21 protein-coding genes and 1 riboswitch are annotated in these 20,105 nt (G+C 45.9%); of the genes, 12 read left to right on the top strand and 9 right to left on the bottom strand.

Annotated features, from left to right (window positions below; genetic code table 11):
* The first annotated feature begins 20 nt into the window (after positions 1–20).
* A complete protein-coding gene (locus BUA56_RS11470) occupies positions 21–941 on the top strand; it encodes a malate dehydrogenase (RefSeq protein ID WP_072851813.1) in 921 nt (306 codons plus the stop codon).
* Positions 942–974: 33 nt separating this feature from the next.
* Positions 975–2,453, top strand: coding sequence for an L-lactate permease (locus tag BUA56_RS11465; RefSeq protein ID WP_072851810.1), 1,479 nt, complete (start codon positions 975–977; stop codon positions 2,451–2,453).
* 39 nt (positions 2,454–2,492) lie between these two features.
* On the opposite strand, the gene BUA56_RS11460 is transcribed toward BUA56_RS11465, so the two are convergent.
* Positions 2,493–3,158, bottom strand: a complete 666-nt coding sequence (locus BUA56_RS11460; protein WP_072851809.1) for a Crp/Fnr family transcriptional regulator — start codon at positions 3,156–3,158, stop codon at positions 2,493–2,495.
* A 116-nt stretch (positions 3,159–3,274) separates the two neighbouring features.
* On the opposite strand from BUA56_RS11460, the gene BUA56_RS11455 reads away from it, so the two are divergent.
* Both BUA56_RS11455 and hcp read left to right on the top strand, forming a co-directional pair.
* On the top strand, positions 3,275–3,877 hold the full coding sequence (locus BUA56_RS11455; protein WP_072851807.1) for an ATP-binding protein: 603 nt from the start codon (positions 3,275–3,277) through the stop codon (positions 3,875–3,877).
* A 39-nt stretch (positions 3,878–3,916) separates the two neighbouring features.
* Positions 3,917–5,509 (top strand): hydroxylamine reductase, encoded by a 1,593-nt coding sequence (hcp, locus tag BUA56_RS11450; protein ID WP_341443419.1) that lies wholly within the window; start codon positions 3,917–3,919, stop codon positions 5,507–5,509.
* Between the two features lie 3 nt (positions 5,510–5,512).
* Here the strand turns inward: hcp and BUA56_RS11445 are convergent, their stop codons facing one another.
* Positions 5,513–6,334, bottom strand: a complete 822-nt coding sequence (locus BUA56_RS11445; protein ID WP_072851805.1) for a MerR family transcriptional regulator — start codon at positions 6,332–6,334, stop codon at positions 5,513–5,515.
* A gap of 108 nt (positions 6,335–6,442) precedes the next feature.
* Here BUA56_RS11445 and BUA56_RS11440 point away from each other — a divergent pair, with 108 nt between their 5' ends.
* The 6 genes from BUA56_RS11440 (at position 6,443) to BUA56_RS11410 (ending at position 12,387) form a co-directional block, all read left to right on the top strand.
* The gene (locus tag BUA56_RS11440) at positions 6,443–7,771 is read left to right on the top strand and encodes an MATE family efflux transporter (RefSeq protein WP_072851803.1); all 1,329 of its coding nucleotides are present in this window, start codon (positions 6,443–6,445) and stop codon (positions 7,769–7,771) included.
* 63 nt (positions 7,772–7,834) lie between these two features.
* Positions 7,835–8,701: an alpha/beta fold hydrolase gene (locus tag BUA56_RS11435; protein WP_072851802.1), complete on the top strand. Its 867-nt coding sequence runs from the start codon at positions 7,835–7,837 to the stop codon at positions 8,699–8,701.
* Between the two features lie 121 nt (positions 8,702–8,822).
* Positions 8,823–9,332: a helix-turn-helix domain-containing protein gene (locus BUA56_RS11430; protein ID WP_072851800.1), complete on the top strand. Its 510-nt coding sequence runs from the start codon at positions 8,823–8,825 to the stop codon at positions 9,330–9,332.
* A 438-nt stretch (positions 9,333–9,770) separates the two neighbouring features.
* Positions 9,771–10,514 (top strand): glucosamine-6-phosphate deaminase, encoded by a 744-nt coding sequence (gene nagB / locus BUA56_RS11420; protein WP_072851797.1) that lies wholly within the window; start codon positions 9,771–9,773, stop codon positions 10,512–10,514.
* 3 nt (positions 10,515–10,517) lie between these two features.
* Entirely contained in the window at positions 10,518–11,621 is a 1,104-nt protein-coding gene (gene nagA / locus BUA56_RS11415) for an N-acetylglucosamine-6-phosphate deacetylase (protein ID WP_072851796.1), read from the top strand.
* A 166-nt stretch (positions 11,622–11,787) separates the two neighbouring features.
* Entirely contained in the window at positions 11,788–12,387 is a 600-nt protein-coding gene (locus BUA56_RS11410) for a GTP pyrophosphokinase (protein WP_072851795.1), read from the top strand.
* 81 nt (positions 12,388–12,468) lie between these two features.
* Here the strand turns inward: BUA56_RS11410 and BUA56_RS11405 are convergent, their stop codons facing one another.
* Positions 12,469–13,251: an EFR1 family ferrodoxin gene (locus BUA56_RS11405; RefSeq protein ID WP_072851793.1), complete on the bottom strand. Its 783-nt coding sequence runs from the start codon at positions 13,249–13,251 to the stop codon at positions 12,469–12,471.
* Positions 13,252–13,386: 135 nt separating this feature from the next.
* On the opposite strand from BUA56_RS11405, the gene BUA56_RS11400 reads away from it, so the two are divergent.
* Both BUA56_RS11400 and BUA56_RS11395 read left to right on the top strand, forming a co-directional pair.
* Positions 13,387–13,974, top strand: coding sequence for a sigma-70 family RNA polymerase sigma factor (locus tag BUA56_RS11400; protein WP_072851792.1), 588 nt, complete (start codon positions 13,387–13,389; stop codon positions 13,972–13,974).
* The gene (locus tag BUA56_RS11395) at positions 13,964–15,220 is read left to right on the top strand and encodes a DUF4179 domain-containing protein (RefSeq protein ID WP_072851790.1); all 1,257 of its coding nucleotides are present in this window, start codon (positions 13,964–13,966) and stop codon (positions 15,218–15,220) included. The genes BUA56_RS11400 and BUA56_RS11395 overlap by 11 nt, the downstream gene beginning before the upstream one ends.
* Before the next feature lie 59 nt (positions 15,221–15,279).
* Here BUA56_RS11395 and thiD read toward each other — a convergent pair whose 3' ends face one another.
* The 6 genes from thiD to BUA56_RS23335 all read right to left on the bottom strand — a co-directional run.
* Complete coding sequence (thiD, locus tag BUA56_RS11390; RefSeq protein ID WP_072851789.1) at positions 15,280–16,077, bottom strand: bifunctional hydroxymethylpyrimidine kinase/phosphomethylpyrimidine kinase; 798 nt, start codon at positions 16,075–16,077, stop codon at positions 15,280–15,282.
* Between the two features lie 3 nt (positions 16,078–16,080).
* The gene (locus tag BUA56_RS11385) at positions 16,081–16,725 is read right to left on the bottom strand and encodes an HAD family hydrolase (protein ID WP_072851788.1); all 645 of its coding nucleotides are present in this window, start codon (positions 16,723–16,725) and stop codon (positions 16,081–16,083) included.
* On the bottom strand, positions 16,722–17,360 hold the full coding sequence (gene thiE / locus BUA56_RS11380) for a thiamine phosphate synthase (RefSeq protein WP_072851786.1): 639 nt from the start codon (positions 17,358–17,360) through the stop codon (positions 16,722–16,724). Before thiE ends, BUA56_RS11385 begins: the two co-directional genes overlap by 4 nt.
* Positions 17,347–18,171, bottom strand: coding sequence for a hydroxyethylthiazole kinase (thiM, locus tag BUA56_RS11375; RefSeq protein WP_072851785.1), 825 nt, complete (start codon positions 18,169–18,171; stop codon positions 17,347–17,349). Before thiM ends, thiE begins: the two co-directional genes overlap by 14 nt.
* Entirely contained in the window at positions 18,165–19,352 is a 1,188-nt protein-coding gene (gene cytX, locus BUA56_RS11370; RefSeq protein ID WP_072851784.1) for a putative hydroxymethylpyrimidine transporter CytX, read from the bottom strand. The genes thiM and cytX overlap by 7 nt, the downstream gene beginning before the upstream one ends.
* A gap of 100 nt (positions 19,353–19,452) precedes the next feature.
* Positions 19,453–19,558, bottom strand: a riboswitch (TPP riboswitch).
* A 350-nt stretch (positions 19,559–19,908) separates the two neighbouring features.
* Positions 19,909–20,105, bottom strand: a 197-nt coding sequence (locus tag BUA56_RS23335) for a hypothetical protein (protein ID WP_207650931.1), incomplete at its 5' end; no start/stop codon positions are given.

The following is a 20,105-nucleotide window of genomic DNA, read 5'->3' as shown; positions in this document are numbered from 1 at the left end:
CATTTGAAAGGAGCAGAAATATGAAATTCGGTGTAATAGGAGGCGCAGGGCGCCTGGGAGCGACAACCGCTTTTTGTGTGGGTTTGCGGGACTGTGTGGAAGAAATAAAATTAATGGACGTGAAAGAGAACTTTGCGGCAGCTAATGTGATGGATATGAACCAGGCGTTTCTTCCGGTGAGCCGGACAAAGGTTTCTTTGGCAAAGGACTATTCAGATTTTTCTGACTGTGACATTATTCTCAGTGCTGCAGCCAAGCCGTTCTCCAAGGAGATTAAAGACCGGGCTCAGGAGCTGCAGATGAATGTAGAAATTATAGCTCCAATCTGTGAACAATTAAAGAAACATTGCAAACCGACAACGGTTGTTATTGTGTCTGCAAATCCGGTGGACGTCTTTGTCTACATCTACCAAAAGCTGCTGGGCTGGGATAAAAAACAATTCCTGGGGCTGGCGGGCAATGATACGATTCGCCTCAAATGGGCCACGGAGATGATTACAGGAAAAGAGTACGCTAATATCGGCGCACTGTGCATCGGTGAACATGGGGGCGGGGCCATTCGTCTGTATGAGTCCATGACATACGGGGGTGTTCCCCTGAAGCTTACCCAGGAACAGCAGTCCCAGATAGAGAGGGAATGCGGCGATTGGTTCAGGCACTGGACCGATCTTGAGACAGGCACGACTACCGGCTATACTTCCGGGGTAACAATGTCAATGATGGTGGAAGCTATTGCGAAGGACATGGATCTTATCATCCCCTGTTCGACGCCCCTCTGTGAACATCTGGGGTATTCCACATGCGCCATGGGCCTGCCAGTAAAACTGGGAAGAGGCGGTGTGAAGGAATTAATCATTCCACAGCTTACCCCTGAGAGGAGACAAGAACTGGACCAGGTTGCGGAAAAAATAAGCGGTATGATAGCAAGTGCAAATTATTAGTGAAACGGCATTCTGCAGAAAGGGGGAAGTTTATTGTCTCTTTTATTAGCAATAATTCCCATTTTAATCGTATTAGTTGGAATTGTAATACTGAAAAAACCGGCCTGGATAGTCGCTCTGATAGGCGTAGCCATTACATTTTTACTGGCAGTCACGGCTTTTTCCGGTAAACCGGCCGCTATGCTTGAAACATCCAGAAGCGGTGTGATAGCTGCCCTGCAGGTGGCATTCCTGGTATGGGGCGCATTTTCTCTGTTAGAATTAATGCAGGTCAGCTCGGGCATGAATCGTATAAAAACAACCGTCAGTTCTCTTACCAGAGACCGCCGTGTACAGATTGTACTCATTGCCTTCTGTCTGGGAGTATTTATTGAAGGGGCCACCGGGAACGGTGCGCCGGCCGCAATTTTGGCCCCGTTCCTGCTGGGGTTGGGCTTTCAGCCGCTGGTGGCTGCTGCCGCCTGTCTGATCTGCAACGGAGTACCGCCCTGCTTTGGGGGTGCAGGAGTTCCTACAATTGCCGGCATGAGCGCAATTACAGGGACCGTACCGCTGGAGGATATTGTTGCCATGACAGGAAGGTTTCTGGCGGCAGGCTGTCTGGTGGTGCCAATTGTTCTCCTGATTGTCTTGTATGGAGCTAAAAGTTTAAAAGGCATGTGGGGATATCTGGCGACAGTATGTATAGGCATGAGTATAGCTATGCTTTTAGTATCTAACTTTATCGGAGCGGAACTATCGGATTTAATATCCGGGGTAGTGGGCGTGATTGTATCCGTTGCCTATTTAAAGCTGGTGGGCGTGAAGGAAAATGCTGCATACATAAATGATTCTTCCACGGAGTTTGAAACAAATCAGTCCAATTTCAAAGCATTTTTACCCTATCTGCTGCTCCTGATTTTACTGCCTGCGGTGCGCTTTAGCTTTCCGCTGAGTGCACTTACAAAGTACGGATATGCCACCTGGATTGGGGCTGTTATTCATATTGTAGTTCTCATCAGCTCATTTTGTATGGGATGCGCAGATAAATTTTTATTATGCGAGAAGAATGCAATTTTAAAATTGATCAAACCAATTATCACGCTGTGTTCCCTTTACGCTTTGGCAAACCTGATGAACAGTTCAGGTATGATCTCCCAGATTGCCCAGTTTCTGGCTGACCTGGCCGGGAAGTTTTATCCTGCAGTCTCCGTTCTTATCGGTGCAATCGGAGCGTTTATCACAGGATCCTGTCTGGGATCTAATAAACTGTTCTGTATGCTTCATCTGGAAGCGGCAGCCACGCTTGGCATCAACCAGATAGTAGCGGTAACGAGCAGCAGTGCGGGAGGTTCCCTGGGCAATATGATTTGCCCGAATAATATTATTGCTGTAAATGCAACTTTGGGCTTAAAGAATGCCGAAGGAGAAGTTTTCAAAAGAACGATTAAAGCATTTATTATTATGACTGTTGTTTACTGCGTTTTGTCCATGGTGTATGCATACCTCTTATTCCCTGCTTTTGGCACATAATGGGGCACATTCATGCCTGAGAGAGACCGAAAGGCAGCCTCAGGCATGAATCAGCTTAAACTGATTTTTGTGATACTCCAGAACCCCTTCCTTTTGCAGCTTTCCCAGCTCACTGGAAAGGGCGCTTCTGTCTACAGACAGATAGTCTGCCAGCTCCTGTCTGTTAAACGGAATCATAAAGTAAGAGGAACCGGCCTGGGCTGCCTGCCAGGAGAGGTAGGACAAAAGCTTTTCTCTCGTTGTCCGTTTGACAATATGCTCCATTTTCTGCGTGAGCAGGAGATTTTTTTCTGCAAGGATGTGAAGCATGTTCTCTATAAGACGGGTATGAAAATGGCATGCGGAGGAGCAGGTGGTAATAATCCGTTTATAGTCAATGAAAAGTACACTCGTATCTTCCCTGGCTACCACGCTTACCGGAAGATGGTCTGCCTGTGCACAGGCAAAGGCCTCCCCGAACATGCCCCCTGCTCCTATGCTGGCCAGAATGGCCCGGTTTCCCCAAAAGTCTTCCTTGATCACATGAACACTGCCTTCCAGTACAATCCCCACATTGACAGGAGAATCCTGTGCGGTAAAAATATAAGATCCTTTATGATAATTCTTTTCTGATGAGGAGAGGCAGCCAAGCATTTCCTCAATCTCATGTTCCTGCACCCCGAAAAACAGAGGGGTATCTTTTAAAATTTCTATTTGTTTTTTCATTCTTCCTCATTTCGTTGTAAAAACAACCGATTTACTACTGCAAGTATAGTATGCTTTCCTCAGATAGTCAAGAAACCAAAAGTAACAATTCATTTTGACTCAGGGAGGCTGAAGTTATGCTGAGAAAAATAATTAAAATTAATGAAGAAAAGTGCAACGGCTGTGGTCTTTGTGCAAAAGTCTGCCATGAAGGTGCCATAGAAATGGTGGATAACAAGGCCAGGCTGATAAAGGAAGATTATTGCGACGGTCTGGGGGACTGCCTTCCGGTCTGTCCTGCAGGCGCCATATCTTTTGAAGAGAGGGAGGCAGCCGCTTTCCAGGGATGTCCGGGCCACCAGCCTCAGAAATTAAATGGACGTCTGCGGCAGTGGCCGGTACAGATTAAGCTGGCACCTTTGACTGCCCCTTATTACCAGCAGGCAAGGCTGCTGATTGCCGCGGACTGTACGGCTTATGCCTTCGGAGATTTTCACCGGGAATTTATGGAGGATAAGGTAACACTAATCGGTTGTCCGAAACTGGACAGTACAGATTACAGCGAGAAACTGACCGCAATTCTCATAGAAAATGAGATTAAGGATATTACGGTTGTGCGCATGGAAGTGCCCTGCTGCCGGGGAATGGTGCAGGCAGTGGAGACCGCGGTGAAAAACAGCGGGAAAAATTTGCAGGTACACTCCGCAACGATCGGAATTAAGGGAAATATTCTGGAGTAAAATAACCCGTTACGGGATAGAGAAAAGGAGATCAATATTATGGAAAACATGTTTTGTTATCAATGTGAACAGACAGCAGGATGCACCGGATGTACAGGAAAAGCCGGAGTCTGCGGAAAAAGTGCAGATGTTGCCAGGCTGCAGGATGAACTGACAGGAGCTCTCATAGCACTGGCCAGGGCTGCAGAGGGAACTATGCCTCAGGAGAGTACCCACCGCGCTATGATTGAGGGATTATTTATCACACTGACAAATGTAAACTTTGATCAGGATTCCATTCAGGCACAGATTGAAAAAGTGAGAAGAGAGAAGGAGGCTCTGGTATCACAGTGCTCTGTGTGCAGGACGCCCTGCGGGAGAAATGACGAATACGATATGGAGAAGCTTTGGAAGGATGAACCCGATATCCGTTCGCTAAAATCCCTTCTGCTGTTCGGATTAAGAGGAATGGCGGCCTATGCCTATCATGCTATGGTGCTGGGATATTCGGACGAAGAGGTAAATCAGTTTTTTTACAAAGGAATGTTTGCAGTGGGAGCGGAACTCCCTATGGAAAAGCTGCTCCCCCTGGTCCTGGAGGTGGGCGGGGTTAACCTGAAATGTATGGAGCTTCTCCACAGGGCAAATACAACTGCTTACGGGATTCCTTCTCCCGTAACTGTTTCACTTTCTGTCCCGAAAGGCCCTTTCATTGTAGTAAGCGGACATGATCTGCGCGACCTGCAGCTTCTTCTGGAACAGACAGAAGGAAAAGGAATCAATGTTTTTACGCATGGAGAAATGCTTCCGGCACATGCGTATCCAAAATTAAAGGCGTATACCCACCTGAAAGGAAATTACGGTACCGCCTGGCAGAACCAGCAGAAGGAATTTGCCGATCTGCCTGCACCGGTACTGTTTACCACAAACTGCCTTATGCCGCCGAGAGACAGCTATAAGGACAGAGTGTTTACTACCGAAGTAGTTTCCTATCCGGGGATGACTCATATCGGCGGGGAAAAGGATTTCACACCTGTAATAGAAAAAGCCCTGCAGCTGGGGGGATATCCGGAGGATATGACATTTACAGGCATAAACGGAGGGACACAGGTGACCACCGGATTCGGCAAAGACGCTGTCTTAGGAGCTGCCGACACTGTGATTGAAGGTGTCAAATCCGGAAAAATCAGTCATTTCTTCCTGGTAGGAGGCTGTGACGGAGCGAAAGCAGGAAGAAATTATTACACGGAATTTGTGCAGGAGGCACCTGAGGACAGCTTGATTCTCACTCTGGCATGCGGAAAATATCGTTTTAACGACATGGATCTGGGAACGGTATGCGGGCTGCCCAGAATCCTGGATATGGGACAGTGCAACGATGCTTACAGCGCTATAATGGTGGCAGTGGAACTGGCAAAAGCCTTTGACTGCAGTGTGAATGAGCTGCCTCTGTCTATGGTTCTCTCCTGGTACGAACAAAAAGCAGTATGTATTCTTCTGACCCTTCTTCATCTGGGAATACAGAATATATATCTGGGTCCAACTCTGCCTGCCTTTGTCTCTGAAAATGTACTGAACTATCTGGAAGAGAAGTATCACATTGCGCCTATCAGTACCCCGAAAGAAGATCTGGCAAGGATACTGCAGGTGTAAAGGTCAGGCGTCAGTACGTTCTGTACACAGAATAGATATGAGAGTCACATATTCTTCCATACGGGTGATTGCCATCTCGTTTAATCCTATCTCATACGAATATCCGCACAGCAGTAACCCGTGGGAATCCGCATAAGCCATAAGCTTTTGATATACAGAAGGGATATAATCCCAGCTTCCTTTACAGTAAGCCTGAAGGTACCTGCCTTTGGGCTTTCTGTAAAGGCCTTTTTTTGTTTTGGGCCGGCTGATTCTTGTAAACAGATAGTCATAATCCGTGTAATTGCCTGTCTGAATCTTCTCTGCCGACAGCATACTGCCGAAGCTTTTCCGGTAGGGAGTATAGGCCGTTACTTCCTTCATGTGCCGGATGAGTGCAGCTATCTCCTGCCCTGTATCAGAGACAGCCGGACTTACTGCCAGATATTCCTCCGGGCAGTCTTTTATAGTAATCTGATTCAGCTTTGCCGATTCAGAGAGGGTCAGCATTTCATCTTTTTCTTCCAGAATCTCCTTTATGGCTTTCAGCCTTCTGACAGAGGCATCAATTTCAGAGGTCTTTTGACGAACCATTTCGTGAAAAAGTTCCGCGGATCGGCGGTCCATATAATGCTTGATTTCATTGATTGACATACCTGCTTCCCGCAGGGCCAGAAGCATTTCCAGAGTCAGGCTCTGTTCATAAGTATAGTACCGGTATCCGTTGCTGCCCTTTTGGGCAGGAGAGAACAGGCCGATATCATCGTAATAGTGCAGCGTTCTCTTGTTAACGCCTGTCAGCCGGGCGAATTCACCGGCGGTAAACACTTGTTTTTGAGGGTTCATTGGCATCCTCCTCCGTAAAATTCTTTCTTGACTTTACAGTTACTGTATCCTTTATTATACCCAAAGGGCATTCCGCAATGCAAGTCAGGACAGGGAGGTTTATTCGCAATGATTCATGAGATTTATCAAAAACCCATTCGTATGGGCAGCATACTGAAGTTCACGCTGCCTACAATTGTAATGACACTGGTACAGTCACTGTATTCCATGGTTGATGGTATATTTGTGGCAAATTTGATAGGTGAGACGGCGCTGTCTGCGCTGACACTGATTTCCCCATACTTTAATATCCTCACGGCAGTTGCCGCGATGTTTGCTTCCGGGGGGAGCGCTGTTGTTATGAAAAAGATGGGAGAGGGGCGGCACAGGGAGGCATGTGAGGATTTTACCATGCTGATGCTCTGCAATTTGCTGACAGGGGGCATTTTAACAATTGCGGGAACTGTTTTTGCAGGGCAGCTGTCGGGGGTTTTCCATGCTTCCGCGGAGGTTTCCCTTTACTGTAAAGAATATCTGTTTTCTTATATGTTTTTTGCAGTCTTTCATCTGCTGTTTTCCAATCTTGAGATGTATGTTATCGCCTCCGGCGGATCCGGCCTTGCCATGTTTAGTTCCATCTTTGGGGGGATCTTCAATATCATATTTGATTATTTGCTGATAAAAGTGTTTTCTATGGGAATGAAAGGGGCAGCCATTGCCAGCGGTATGGGAATGATGATTCCCTGCCTCACTATGATAGTATACTTTATGCGCAAAAAGCATATGCTCCGTTTTGCCATGCCCGGATTCCGGCCGGGAATACTTCTGAAGACGGCTTCTAACGGCTTTTCCGAATTCTCAGGCAACCTGGTAAGCGGTGTTGTGATGCTGCTGTTTAACCAGTGTATGCTCAGATACGCAGGTGAGGCCGGAGTTGCCGCCAGCACTATTATTTTTTATGTGTTTGGGTTCATGAGTGCCTTGTATATGGGGTATATGTTTGGAGTATCTCCTCTTCTCAGCTATTTCTATGGTGAGAATAACAGGGAAAAACTGAGGAAGCTTAGAAACATCAGCTTATTCTTTATCGGCCTGGTTGCTGCAGTTACAACAATATGTGCAGTTGCCGGTTCAGAGGTCCTGGTTGGGGTATTTGCAAATCCGGGAACAGAAGCATATCTGTTAGCCATACACGGAAATAAACTCTTTTCTGCTGCTCTGCTCCTGGTGGGCTTTAATACTTTTTCCAGCATGCTTTTTACGGCATTGTCCAATGGCCTGATCTCTGCAATTATCTCCTTCAGCAGAACATTTCTATTCCTGACAGGCGCAGTCGTGACACTCCCTGTGCTGTGGGGACTGGACGGACTGTGGCTGGCAGTGCCAGCCTCGGAACTGATGGCGGCAGTGCTGTCCTTCTCTTTTTTTGAAAAGTATAAGAAGAAATACGGGTATTAAGAAGACGTTTTCCGTGGTAGAATCATAGTATCTACTAGAGGACAGATCAGGTGAGGAGAGCTTATGAGTATACAGGACGAATTGAGGAGATTCCACAAGGCATATCCTCTGCAGAGAGCAGAGATCGAAAGAAAAGAGTTTTTTTACAGATATCACAGAGGCGGTGAAATTACCATCGTATTATTTACAGGAGGAATTGGGAAAACGGAATTGTTCTGGGAGATTTTTCAGTCCCTGTCTTCCGAATACTCTGTACTGGCTTTTGATTATCAGGAGGGATACGCAACCTGCAGGGAACTGACAGATGCAGTGGCTGCCCTTCTGACCAGGATTGGATCAGAGCGAAACTATTTGTTCGGACAGTCCTACGGGGGACTGATGGCACAGGTACTGGCTAAAAATCACCCTGAGGCAGTCGAAGGCCTGATCCTGACGAATACAGGAACCCTGGCCAGGGACATGGGCAGAGAAGGAAAAGAAGGGATGGAGGAACTGATCAGAGAACTGCAGCAGATCACCAAGGTCCTCCGGCATGTTCCCCTGGGACTTATAAAATCAGCACTCTGGCCTATGGTGAATAAGAAGCTGGCAGGGTACAGCCAGGGCCAGAAAGAATATGTAGCTCAGTTTGTGCGTGTGCTTATGGAAGAACTGCCGGTTTCCTATGTGGAGCACGTCTGCGGGTTGGTTCTGGATCTTAAGAATTGCTGGGATCACACACCGGAGGATTTTGTTAAGTACAGAGGAAAGGTACTGCTGATGCTGTCAGAGAAAGATACTACATTTAACTGTACTGTGAAAAAGGCCCTGGAAGATATCATGCCCGAGCCTGTGGTCCGCAGAGATATCAGCGGAGGGCATCTGGCCATGCTGCTGGAGACAGAAAGGTACGTGAGGGTTATTACTGAGTTCCTGACGGAGAAGGGATAAAATATACCCAGACATTCCATGTCTACCTGCTTTTCACAGCAAATATATGACATATCCCGCTTTGTGTCGTGTATATTCTCTGCTGTCAAATGTTACTATATGGCTGAAAGGAGGCTTTGCCGTGGATCAGAAAAAAACTGGCAGTTTCTTTAAAGAACTGCGGAAGGAAAAAGGGCTGACCCAGGAACAACTGGCTGAACAATTAAATGTATCAGGAAGGACTATATCAAGATGGGAGACTGGCAGTAATATGCCGGATTTGGATCTTCTCATTGAGATAGCAGATTTTTATGAGGTAGAGATCGGGGAACTGATTGATGGAGAAAGGAAAGGCGGGATAATAATGGATAAAGAATTAAAAGAGACGGTTTTGAAGGTTGCAGACTATAGCAGCGATGAGAAGATAAAGCTGATGAAAAAACTGCATGTTTTTGCCTGGGTGGGCGTAATATCTTTTCTCATTTTCTTAGTTTTGGACTGTACGGGGATGGCAGGGGGAAGAGTTCCGGGGGCATTTGCGGACTTCTGTGAAGGGCTGGCCCTGGGTGCACTAATAACAGCTGTAATTTATACAAGCAGACATATTAACAAAGTCAGAGTACTGAAAAAGAGACTTCTTCACCGCCAATAGTTGAGATGAAATCAGAATTCTTGCAGGCTGGATATTACTCAGTACAGCCTTTGTTATGCGTTCCTATTTCATGAATAAATGGGCAATTAGCAAACCCAGGCGAGATTGCCAAGGCTTGGGAGGGGGTGTTTAAATCCCCACCCTTCCACAGTGAATTCTGTCAGTCAGTTTTTTTCTTGTGTTTTGCACAGGAAAATGATATATTTACACTGTTATATGAATATAAAATCTGTTGAAACGGGCCGAAAATACTTTTAGGGAGAAAGTAAAACAGCCTATTTTTATTTCTTTCTATTACATATTTTACGTGTATTATGCACAATTTTTGAAAGTATTTTCAAAATTGGCTAATATATTGAAATTACTATCAACAGGTTTTATAATGATGATTGCAAAGGTGATCATAATAAATAATGATGAAAAGGAGATTGGGGTAATATGGTGATTTATGCAGTTAAGGATTATGAGGAAATGAGCAAAAAGGCGGCCAGTATTATTGGAGCGCAGATTCTTATGAAGCCTGATGCGGTTTTAGGGCTTGCCACAGGCTCTACACCTGTAGGAACTTATCAGCAGCTGGTAAAATGGTATGAGCAGGGAGATCTTGATTTTTCCAAACTGACAACAGTTAATCTGGATGAATATAAAGGACTTCCGGGCGATAATGATCAGAGTTACCGGTATTTTATGAATACAAATCTTTTTGACCATGTAAATATTAATAAGGAAAATACCTTTGTGCCAAACGGACTGGAAGAGGATGCTGCCTATGAGTGCGGCAGATACGATAAAGTGATAGAAGCTACAGGCGGCGTGGACCTACAGCTGCTGGGAATCGGCGGCAACGGACATATTGGGTTTAATGAACCTTCAGATTCATTTGAAAAGGGAACCCACTGCGTCGCATTGACAGAGAGTACAATTCAGGCTAATGCCAGATTTTTTGACAGCATTGATGATGTGCCGAAATATGCGTATTCCATGGGAGTAGGCAATATCATGTCTGCTAAAAAAATTCTGCTGGTAGCTTCCGGTCAAGGAAAAGCCCAGGCCGTTTATGATTCTTGTTTTGGACCAATTACCCCTCAGGTGCCTGCTTCCGCCCTGCAGCTGCACACGGATGTAGTAATTATTGCAGATGAAGCAGCTCTCTCCTTATGCAGAGAAAAAGGAGTGCTGTAAGGAATGATAATTAGAAATGGTTCTGTCTTCGGGGAAGATGGAAAGTACACGGTTCGGGATATTTTTATTGAGAACCATAAAATTGTGGCTTCCCGGGAGGAAGTGACAGATGTAACTGAGATAGACGCGGCGGGAAAGAAGGTGATTCCGGGCCTGGTAGATATCCACAGCCACGGTGCATATGGCCACGATTTTTCCGATGGAGATGTAAAAGGCCTTGAAATAATTCTAAGGTATCAGAGGGAGCATGGAATTACTTCTTACTGCCCGACCTCTATGACACTGCCCAAAGAGCAGCTGCTTGCCATCTTTGGTACAGCCGCAGAAGTGGGCGAAAAAGAAGGCTGTGCCTCTATTCCCGGAATTAATATGGAGGGTCCCTTTATTGATGTGAAAAAGAAGGGCGCCCATGTAGAGGAATATATTGTCAGGCCTGATGTGGAATTCTTCCGGGAATGCAATGAGAGGTGCGGTCATTTGATTCGATTGGTGACTCTGGCGCCTACCGCAGAGGGAGCCATGGAGTTTATTGATGAATTAAAGGATGAGGTGTGCATTTCTCTGGGTCATACTTCAGCAGATTATGAGGTGGCCAGAGAAGCAATGAGGCGGGGTGCGCATCATATTACTCACTTGTATAATGCGATGCAGCCATTTACCCATAGGGAACCTGGTCTTATCGGGGCGGCAATGGATGATCCTCAGTGTGTTGTGGAGTTAATCAGTGACGGAATCCACATTCATCCTTCAGTGGTGAGAGCAACCTTTAGGATGTTTGGGCCAGAGCGTGTGGCACTTATCAGTGATTCTATGATGGCAACCGGTATGGAGAATGGTACCTATGAGCTGGGAGGACAAAGAGTAACAGTGAAAGACCAGAAAGCAGTGCTGGACAGCGGAACCATAGCAGGTTCGGCTACTAATCTGTTTGACTGCATGAGAAAGGCAATTTCTTTCGGAGTGCCGGAGGAAGAGGCAGTTCTGGCGGCAACAAGAAATCCCGCGAAAAGCATAGGAATCTATGACAGAACCGGATCTGTGACAGTGGGCAAAGAGGCTGATCTGTTGCTTGTGGATGACAAACTGAATCTTATCCAGGTAATTTAGAGTTTACTGCTAAGAAAGGCAGGAGCTGTTTGGCATGACAGCACCTGCCTTTCTTACCGCTATTCTTAATAGTAGTTTTAAGCTTTTATCACAGAATAGACACAATTCTGGGATAAAGTGGTGGTTGTGGTGAGGACACTGGATATACATATAAAGGGGAGTATTTATGACAATAGAGCAGTATAATGATTTAGTACAGCCGTATATGGATGCCAGCCAGATTCTGATGTCCAGACTGGAGGCATTGAATCACAATCTGGAAGAAAAGTACCAGAATTGTCCGATTCACTATATTCAGCACAGGATTAAGAAAAAGGAAAGTATTGAAGGCAAATTAAAGCGGCTGAAGCTTAAATCCAAGCCCGAGGACGCAAAAGAAAACCTGCAGGATATAGCCGGAATCCGGGTGATTTGCTACTTTGAGGAAGATATATACCATCTTGTTGTCACCATTAAAAAGCAGGGAGATTTGGTGCTCATAAAAGAGAGAGACTATGTAAGAGAACCAAAGCCTAACGGATACAGAAGTTATCACCTTGTTCTGGGGGTACCGGTATACTATGAAGACGGCATGGCGTATTTTCCTGTTGAGATTCAGCTTCGTACAATGTCTATGGATTTTTGGGCTAGTATGGAGCATAGGATCTGCTATAAGAGAACATGTGAGGACAAAGAGAAGATGGCAGGAGAATTCTTATCCTATGCCAGGATGCTTCAGGAGATAGAAAAAAAATTTGAAGATAGCACCGGGGACAGGTCAATTTGAATTTGGGACAGGCCGGATCGATTTTGGGACGTGTACTTTTTAGAAAGTACACGTCCCCTTTTTCCCCTTTTTACACCCGGATTATGTAAGGTAGAATAATTCAGGCCTTTTATATTCCGCACATTTTTTTCTGAATTTTTTCGCCGCAATTTTATACAAAGGCCCATGATATCCCCTGGAGTTTTTCGGGCAGATCTGGATGCAGGCACCGCAGGAGATGCAGGTGTCTTTTTTTGTTTTCTTTGGATTGGCAATGTCAATGGAATGAGTCGGACAGACTTTGACGCAAAGGCCGCAGGCGGTACATTTTTTATCTCCACTGGGCTTTAATGGCACATTCCCAGGCTGACAGTATGGAGAATTTCCTTTCACCTCAAGGTCTGTGGCGGTATTCTCATTAAATTTATCTAGAATGAGAGAGGATTTCTCACTGAATTCTTTTAAAATACGTCTGTCTTTGGTGTCCGGACGGTTGGGAGCCACATCCTGAAATATGGAATGACGGGCTATAAAAGTACCGGCGGAGATAAGAGAAAAGCCATTTTCCTTCAGCAGATCTCTTAACTCTATTAAAGCATCGTCGTATTCTCTGTTGCCATATACTACAGCCGCAATTGCAGGCGTATTAGAACCTTTCAGGTTTTTAAGCATCTCTGCACACATTTTGGGAATCCTTCCGGCATAGACAGGCATGCCGATAATGAGTAAGGTGTCACTGGATAATTGCTCCTGCTTAGTCAAGGGCTGCTCCATCAGGTCAAAGGATACACTGGGACCGCTGAACTGACGGGCAATGGCGGTAACAACCTTTTTTGTAGTACCTCTCGGACTAAAATAGCACTGAGTAATTTTTCTGATTTGCATGTTATTTCCTCCAATCTTATAACATCCTATCACATCACGCTTTTGGGGTCAATGGCGTTAATCTTAACAGAAAGAAGTAAAATTTTTTTTATTCCTGCAACCTTTTCGCTCCCTGTACCGTCTAATTGATGTACAATGAAAAAGCAAAAGCTTACCCGGGAGCTTGCAGAAAGGAAGGTTGCCAGTAAGGTGATAGATAAGAAAGAGTTAAAGCTGGTGAAAAAGGCCGCAAGAGGCAATGTGACTGCTTATGGACAGTTGGTGGAGATATATAAGAAGTATTTATACCGTATGGCTTATACATATACAAAAGAAGAGCAGAGTGCACTGGATATTGTCCAGGACTGCATTTTAAAGGGGTTTGAATCAGTAAAAAATATTCAGGAGCCTGAATACTTTAAGACATGGCTGACCAGAATTCTAATCCATACGGCAGTGGATCACCTGAGAAAAAGTGCCAAATATGAAAAATATGAGGATTCATATACAGGAGAAACGGAAAAAGGGCTAGGACTGGAGGAAAAATGGGATTTGTATGATGCCATAGATGCTCTGCCGGAAAAATTCAAGACAGTGATTATCTTAAAGTATTTTAATGAAATGCAGATTCAGGAGATTGCTTATGCCATGGAGGTTCCTGAGGGAACCGTAAAGTCCTATCTGCACAGAGCCAAGTCACAGCTGAAAGAGTATCTCAAGGAGGATTATATATATGTACAATGAATTTCATAAGATTCCAATTCCGGAAGAAAAACTGGACAAAACCATAGAGAAAAGTATAGGTATTTTAAAAAGAAAAAGAAGGAGGAAAATACAAAAATATACGATGGTCAGCGTGGGGAGTCTGGCAGCTGTATTTGTCTGTGTCATTGTAGTTTGTATTGCCAACCCTGTGATGGCCAGTAAGCTGCCGCTTATAGGGGATATCTTTGCACAAGTGGAAAAGGATATTTCATTTTCAGGCGACTATTCCCATAAAGCACAAAAATTGGTTCCCGAAGACAATACTGCCAATGATACGGACGCAGAAGGCGGGGAGAATGAATATGAGGAAACTGCACAGGCTTATTCTGCCGCAGACAGAGATATTACTTTGACAGCTTCAGAAGTATACTGTGACGGGACTTCACTGTTTATCACTATAGCAATGGAAAGAAAAGAATCTCTGGGAGTTATGTGGGGATATGATAATCAGTATGCAGGATGGGGAAATGGCGGCGGAGAGACAGATTTGGTACAGCTTTTAGGCAGTTACTCGATTAATGGTTCCGAGGAAAAAGATTACGATTTCAGTCTGGAGGGAAAACAGGTAAACGAAACTACTTTTCTGGGAGTTGTAAAAATCAACCTGATGGAAGAGTTAAATGCAGGGGAAGCGCCTTACGAACTGCAGATATCCTGGGATGCAATTAACTGGGGAGATAAATCAGGCACCGTAGAAAGTGATGTCGCAGGAGAAGGCAATGAGGGAATATGCTTCTTTCGGGGAAAATGGGTCCTTGCCATACCAGTATCCGTTACCTCAGACAATGTTCAGACTTATGAAGTAAACAACACCAACGAGGATGGCATCGGCATAGGGAAAGTTATGGTTACCCCTTATGAGGTAAAAGTAGAACCCATAGAACCCGAAATCTCGTCAGAGCAGATCAGGAAGATATATGACAAGGCCAAAAAACAGGCAGAAGAGGCATTGGGAAAAGAACAGGCAGAAGAATTCTATACAGAGGCATATCTGGACAGTTCCGAGCCTCTGCATATAGGAGTTGCCGTTTTTGATCAGGACGGACAGAGAGTGCGCTGGGTAGAAGATATGGGAGTCTATGAAACCTATGCACTGAAGGAAAAAGAAATTACGAAGTTATCTCTGTATGTAATTGTAGATGATATTACGGCCATCAAAGCAAAAGATCAGGAAAAGGCCGCCGCATGTGCGGTATATTCCGAGGAAATTGAGCTGGAAAAGTAATAAGGGACAGGGCATCTTTATTTTGGGACACCCTGAGATGATTTTGGGACGTGTTCCTTTTAAAAAGAACACGTCCCCTTTTCCTGCCACATATGGTTTAGCGGCCCGCTGCCTTTCCCCAGATTTAGATTTGCTTTTAGGGCTCCGGTTATATAATCTTTTGCATTTTGAATGCAGACGGTCAGAGGATATCCGGCGGCCAGATTACAGGCGATGGCAGAAGAGAGCGTACACCCGGTTCCGTGTGTGTTTGGATTCTCAATGCGCACAGTCCGGTACCACGCCGAGGCTTCACGGGTATAGAGAAGATCGTCGGCAGTGTCTGTGAGATGGCCTCCTTTTATGAGAATTCCTCCTGGGACAAAGGAAGCGATTTTTTTGGCGGCCTGCTCCATATCCTGCGTATTTCTGATAGGATATCCGCTCAGTACTTCCGCCTCAGGAATATTGGGAGTAATAACGGTACCTATGGGAAGAAGCTCTGCCATAAGCGCTTTTGCGGCGTCGTTTTTCATAAGGCTGCTTCCGCTTGTGGCAACCATAACAGGATCTACCACAATGTTCTGGGCATTATATTCTTTGAGCTTTTCTACGATAATGCGGATGATCTCAGCATTAGAGACCATTCCTATTTTTACTGCCTCCGGGGGGATGTCCTGGAAGATGCAGTCCAGCTGACGGGCGACAAAATCAGGGGTGGATTCCTGAATTCCGTATACGCCGGTGGTGTTCTGGGCTGTGAGGGCTGTAATAGCGCTCATAGCGTACATGTTATGTGCGGTGATTGTTTTTATATCAGCCTGGATTCCGGCTCCGCCGCTGGAGTCGGAACCGGCTATGGTTAGTACTGTATGCATACTTTATTCCTCCCATTCGTCCCAGGAGTGCAGATATATATCTGAAATTTCCGCGAGCTTTTCCTGGTTTTTTTCTGAGGGATCCAAGATCCCTGCCAAATGAAAACCGGCATTTTTAGCCGTCTGTGCTGCAAAGTATGCATCTTCGAATACCCAGGTATCCTCAGGACTGGTTCCCAGGGTGTCAGCAGCCAAAAAGTATATTTTGCTTTCTCTTTTGCTTGTGCCGGCTTCCGTGCATGTAATGATTTTTTGAAAATACTTAAGGATCCCATTGCGGGCAAAGGCGGCTTCAATCAGCGGCCGGTCTGTTGAAGTTGCGACGCACATAGGAATTCCCATGTGAGAAAAAGAGTTTAAAACTTTGACAACGCCCGGCTTCAGGGGAACGGTATCTCTATAGCCGCAGAAAATAATACGATTGATTCCGCGGATGATTTCTTCGGCGCTTTCCTTAACTCCGTATTTTGCCCTGAAATATTCGGCGGCTTCCGGAAGACTTAAAGTTTCCAATACCGCGTTGAGATCCGCCCTGGGTGTGATTCCTCTGCTGTTAAGATAGGCATTTCCCAGAGTATCCCAAAGATACATAGAATCCAGCAGTGTTCCGTCTGCGTCAAATATAGCCCCCTTTAATTGGTTCTTCATATTCCCACCATTTCCTTAGATAGTTTTAAAAGCTTCCTGCAGGCTTCTTTAATATCCGGCTGTCCGTAGATGCCGGAGATAATAGAAACACCGTCGATGCCGCTTCCTGCCAGTTCCAGAATGTTATTGTGATTAATACCTCCGATTGCTACAACCGGAATAGATACTGCCCCACAGATTTCTTTTAATGTATCACGTGCAATCACATCCGCATCCTTTGTAGAGGTGGCAAATACAGCCCCCACTCCCAGGTAATCAGCCCCCATCCTCTCCGCAGCCAAAGCCTGTTCCACAGTCTGCGCAGACACGCCGATTATTTTATCCGGACCCAGTTTTTCTCTGGCTTTAGAGGCCGCCATATCACTCTGCCCCACGTGTACTCCATCTGCGCTGCATGCAAGTGCAATGTCAACATTGTCATTAATGACAAAGGGGACGCGGTATTTTGAGGCAAGCGCTTTCATTTCTTTCGCCTCCTCCAGAAAATGGGCTTCATCCAAGTCCTTTTCCCGAAGCTGGAGAAAGGTGATGCCGCCCTCCAGAGAGTCTTTCACCTGTTCCATCAAAGTCTGTTTACCTACCCAGGTTCTGTCAGTGATGGCGTATAAAAGCATAGATTCCTTAGTACAGTTCATAATTAGCTCCTCTCTCCAGCTGCTCTCCGGTTAAATGGTAGACTGCGTCGATCAGATAATTGCGGCAGGATGAATTCCCCGCCTGCTGTGCTGCCATCTTATCATAGGCTAATTGTCCGCATAAGCCCATAGCAATGGAGGCAGCGGCGGCAGCTTCCAGGTGATGTTCGGGGTTGGCGGCAAGATAAGCGGCAGTCAGAGAACTGAGCATACAGCCGCATCCTGTAATTTGAGCCATCACAGAATGTCCATTGCGGATGACATAGGCTTTTTTGCTGTCTGATACGATATCTATGGCTCCTGAGACTGCAATGACAGCACCGGTAATTCCGGCGTATTCCTTTGCAAATGCTATCATATCCGGGAGGGTATCTTCTGTAATCGCATCTGCGGCGTCAGCATCCACTCCTTTGGAACTCCCCTTTCCGTTGGCAAGGGTCTTTATCTCTGAAATATTTCCCCGAATGGCAGCAAACTGTATCTCACTTAACAGAGCTGCTGCAGTCTCCATACGATAAGAAGAGGCTCCGGCCCCCACAGGATCCAAAACTACGGGGTGCCCGCATACATTAGACTGTTTTCCGGCAAGAAGCATTGCTTTGATTGAACGGGGGTGCAGGGTTCCCATATTAATATTCAGCCCATCGCAGAGTGTGGCCATCTCCACTGCCTCTTCTTCCCCGTCTGACATCGTAGGGGAAGCTCCGCAGGCCAGAGTAATATTGGCACAGTCATTCGCGGTTACATAGTTGGTAATATTTTGGATCAAAGGTGATTTTTTTCTAACATTTTCAAGCATTTCTCCTAGCATGTTTGTGTCCTCCTGACAAATTGGTATGTAATGACAGATAACAAAATAATAATGAGCATTACCGGAAGTGTGTTGCCTACCGGAGTGTCAATTCTCATAAATATCCGGTAAATAAGAAATCCCACACCCCAAAGGATCAGATTTCTGGCATTGAAGGATTCCCCGGAAAAATCCTGCTTCAGCAGAAAATAGTCGGCAATCATAACAGCAATCATAGGTGCAAATACAGATCCGATCAGATAGAGAAAGTTTTCAAATTGTTCAATAGGAGCAAGAATTGCCAAGCCTGTTCCTATTACACATACAAATACGGCAACCTTTTGGGCATTGAATTTACTGCTGATGCTTGCAGCACTGACACCTGCTGAGTAGGTATCCAGAAACGTAGTGGTTACAGTAGAAGCTATAAAAATGATCAAGCCAGCGGCGCCCAGACCTGCCTTCAGAAAGATTGCCGCAATGTCAGATTCTGCGGTGTAGACGGCGGCGCCCATTCCAATGAGGTACATCCAGCTGCTGGCAATAAAATAAGTCACTGTGCTGGCTAGGGTGGCAGAGCGCGGTTTTTGAGCTGTCCTTGTATAATCAGAGATGACAGGGAGCCAGGACAAAGGCATGGCCACTGACAGTTCTACAGCAGCTCCAAAACTGATACTGCCCTCCGCCAAACCGGGACTCTTTCCTTTAAAGACAATGACACTCATGATAATAGTGAGAAGAAATAAAGCAGACATTACTACCGTATTTATTTTCCCAAGACCGGTGACGCCGATTAGGATCCAGACCAGGATCAGACCTCCAATAATCAGGGACCAGAGCCATTCCATGTCTGCCCCTGTAAGCGAGGCAGAGATACTTCCGGCGGCCCGTGCACCGCCGATAATCATAATTGCGGTCCATCCGGCCAGCTGAATGACATTAAGGACCGAGAACAGAAGAGAACCCTTCTGTCCGAAGGACAGCCTGGCGGTTTCCATTGAACTTTTTCCTGTCTCACCTCCTATCAGGCCTGCAAAATAAAACAGCGCGCACCCGATGAGATGCCCCAGCAATATAGCAGCTATTCCTTTTTTCATCCCCAGGGGCGCCAGAAGCGTACCTGTCATAATCTCGGCAATTGAAATGGCTGCTCCAAACCATATAAGACTGCTGCCGAAGACTGATGTTTTCTTTTCTATCACTGTTTCCCTCCTTTTTACAATCCCTGATATTGCAGATGCATCACCTCTTTTCCCGTCTGTTTTAGAGAAATCAAAAAGAGAGACGCCAAAACGTCTCTCCGGATTATTAATTTCATCTCCCTACGCTGGCATTATCCATATCAGGTTAAAGGGTCGAAGTTGAGTACTTCCTCTCAGCCTGCTCACAGGCTCCCCTGACTGTAATATTTTGTTTGAAATTAGAATAGCACTAAATGGGGGAAATGTCAAATAATTGGGAAATTGGAATTTAATGTCGTAAGCTTGAGATTTTCCAGTCGGAAGGTGTGGGGTGGCAGGGGGGACGGTGAGAGGAATCCCGCGGCAGCGGGCTGGCTGGCCCGGACGGGAGGGAGGCTTAAGTTCCGGGGACACCTCCGTCATGAAGAGAGTCTAAGACAAAACCGAAATCCCCGCCGGAGCACCGTTCGTATGTGCAAAGAATGCTTGATGTGCATTCTCTGCCCATGCTCACTTTTTTTCGGCCCTGACTGCCGAAAAAATCTCCTGCGTGAATCCCGGTTTTGCCTAAGACTCTCTACTCACTCCTGCGGAATCGTCCGCGGAACTTAAGCCTCCCTCCCGCCCAACCCAGCCATCCCACCGCCGCGGGATTCCTCTCACCTGGATATAGGGAAGTTCCAGAGGGTAAATTTATCAGAAGGGGAATGATATCATTCACATAGGATATGACTGTAATGTAGCCAGAAAGTATAGAAGTGATAACGGTAACCG

The sequence above is a fragment of the Lactonifactor longoviformis DSM 17459 genome (genome assembly GCF_900129135.1).
Lineage (GTDB): Bacteria > Bacillota > Clostridia > Lachnospirales > Lachnospiraceae > Lactonifactor > Lactonifactor longoviformis.
This window is presented reverse-complemented; position numbering and strand designations above follow the sequence as displayed.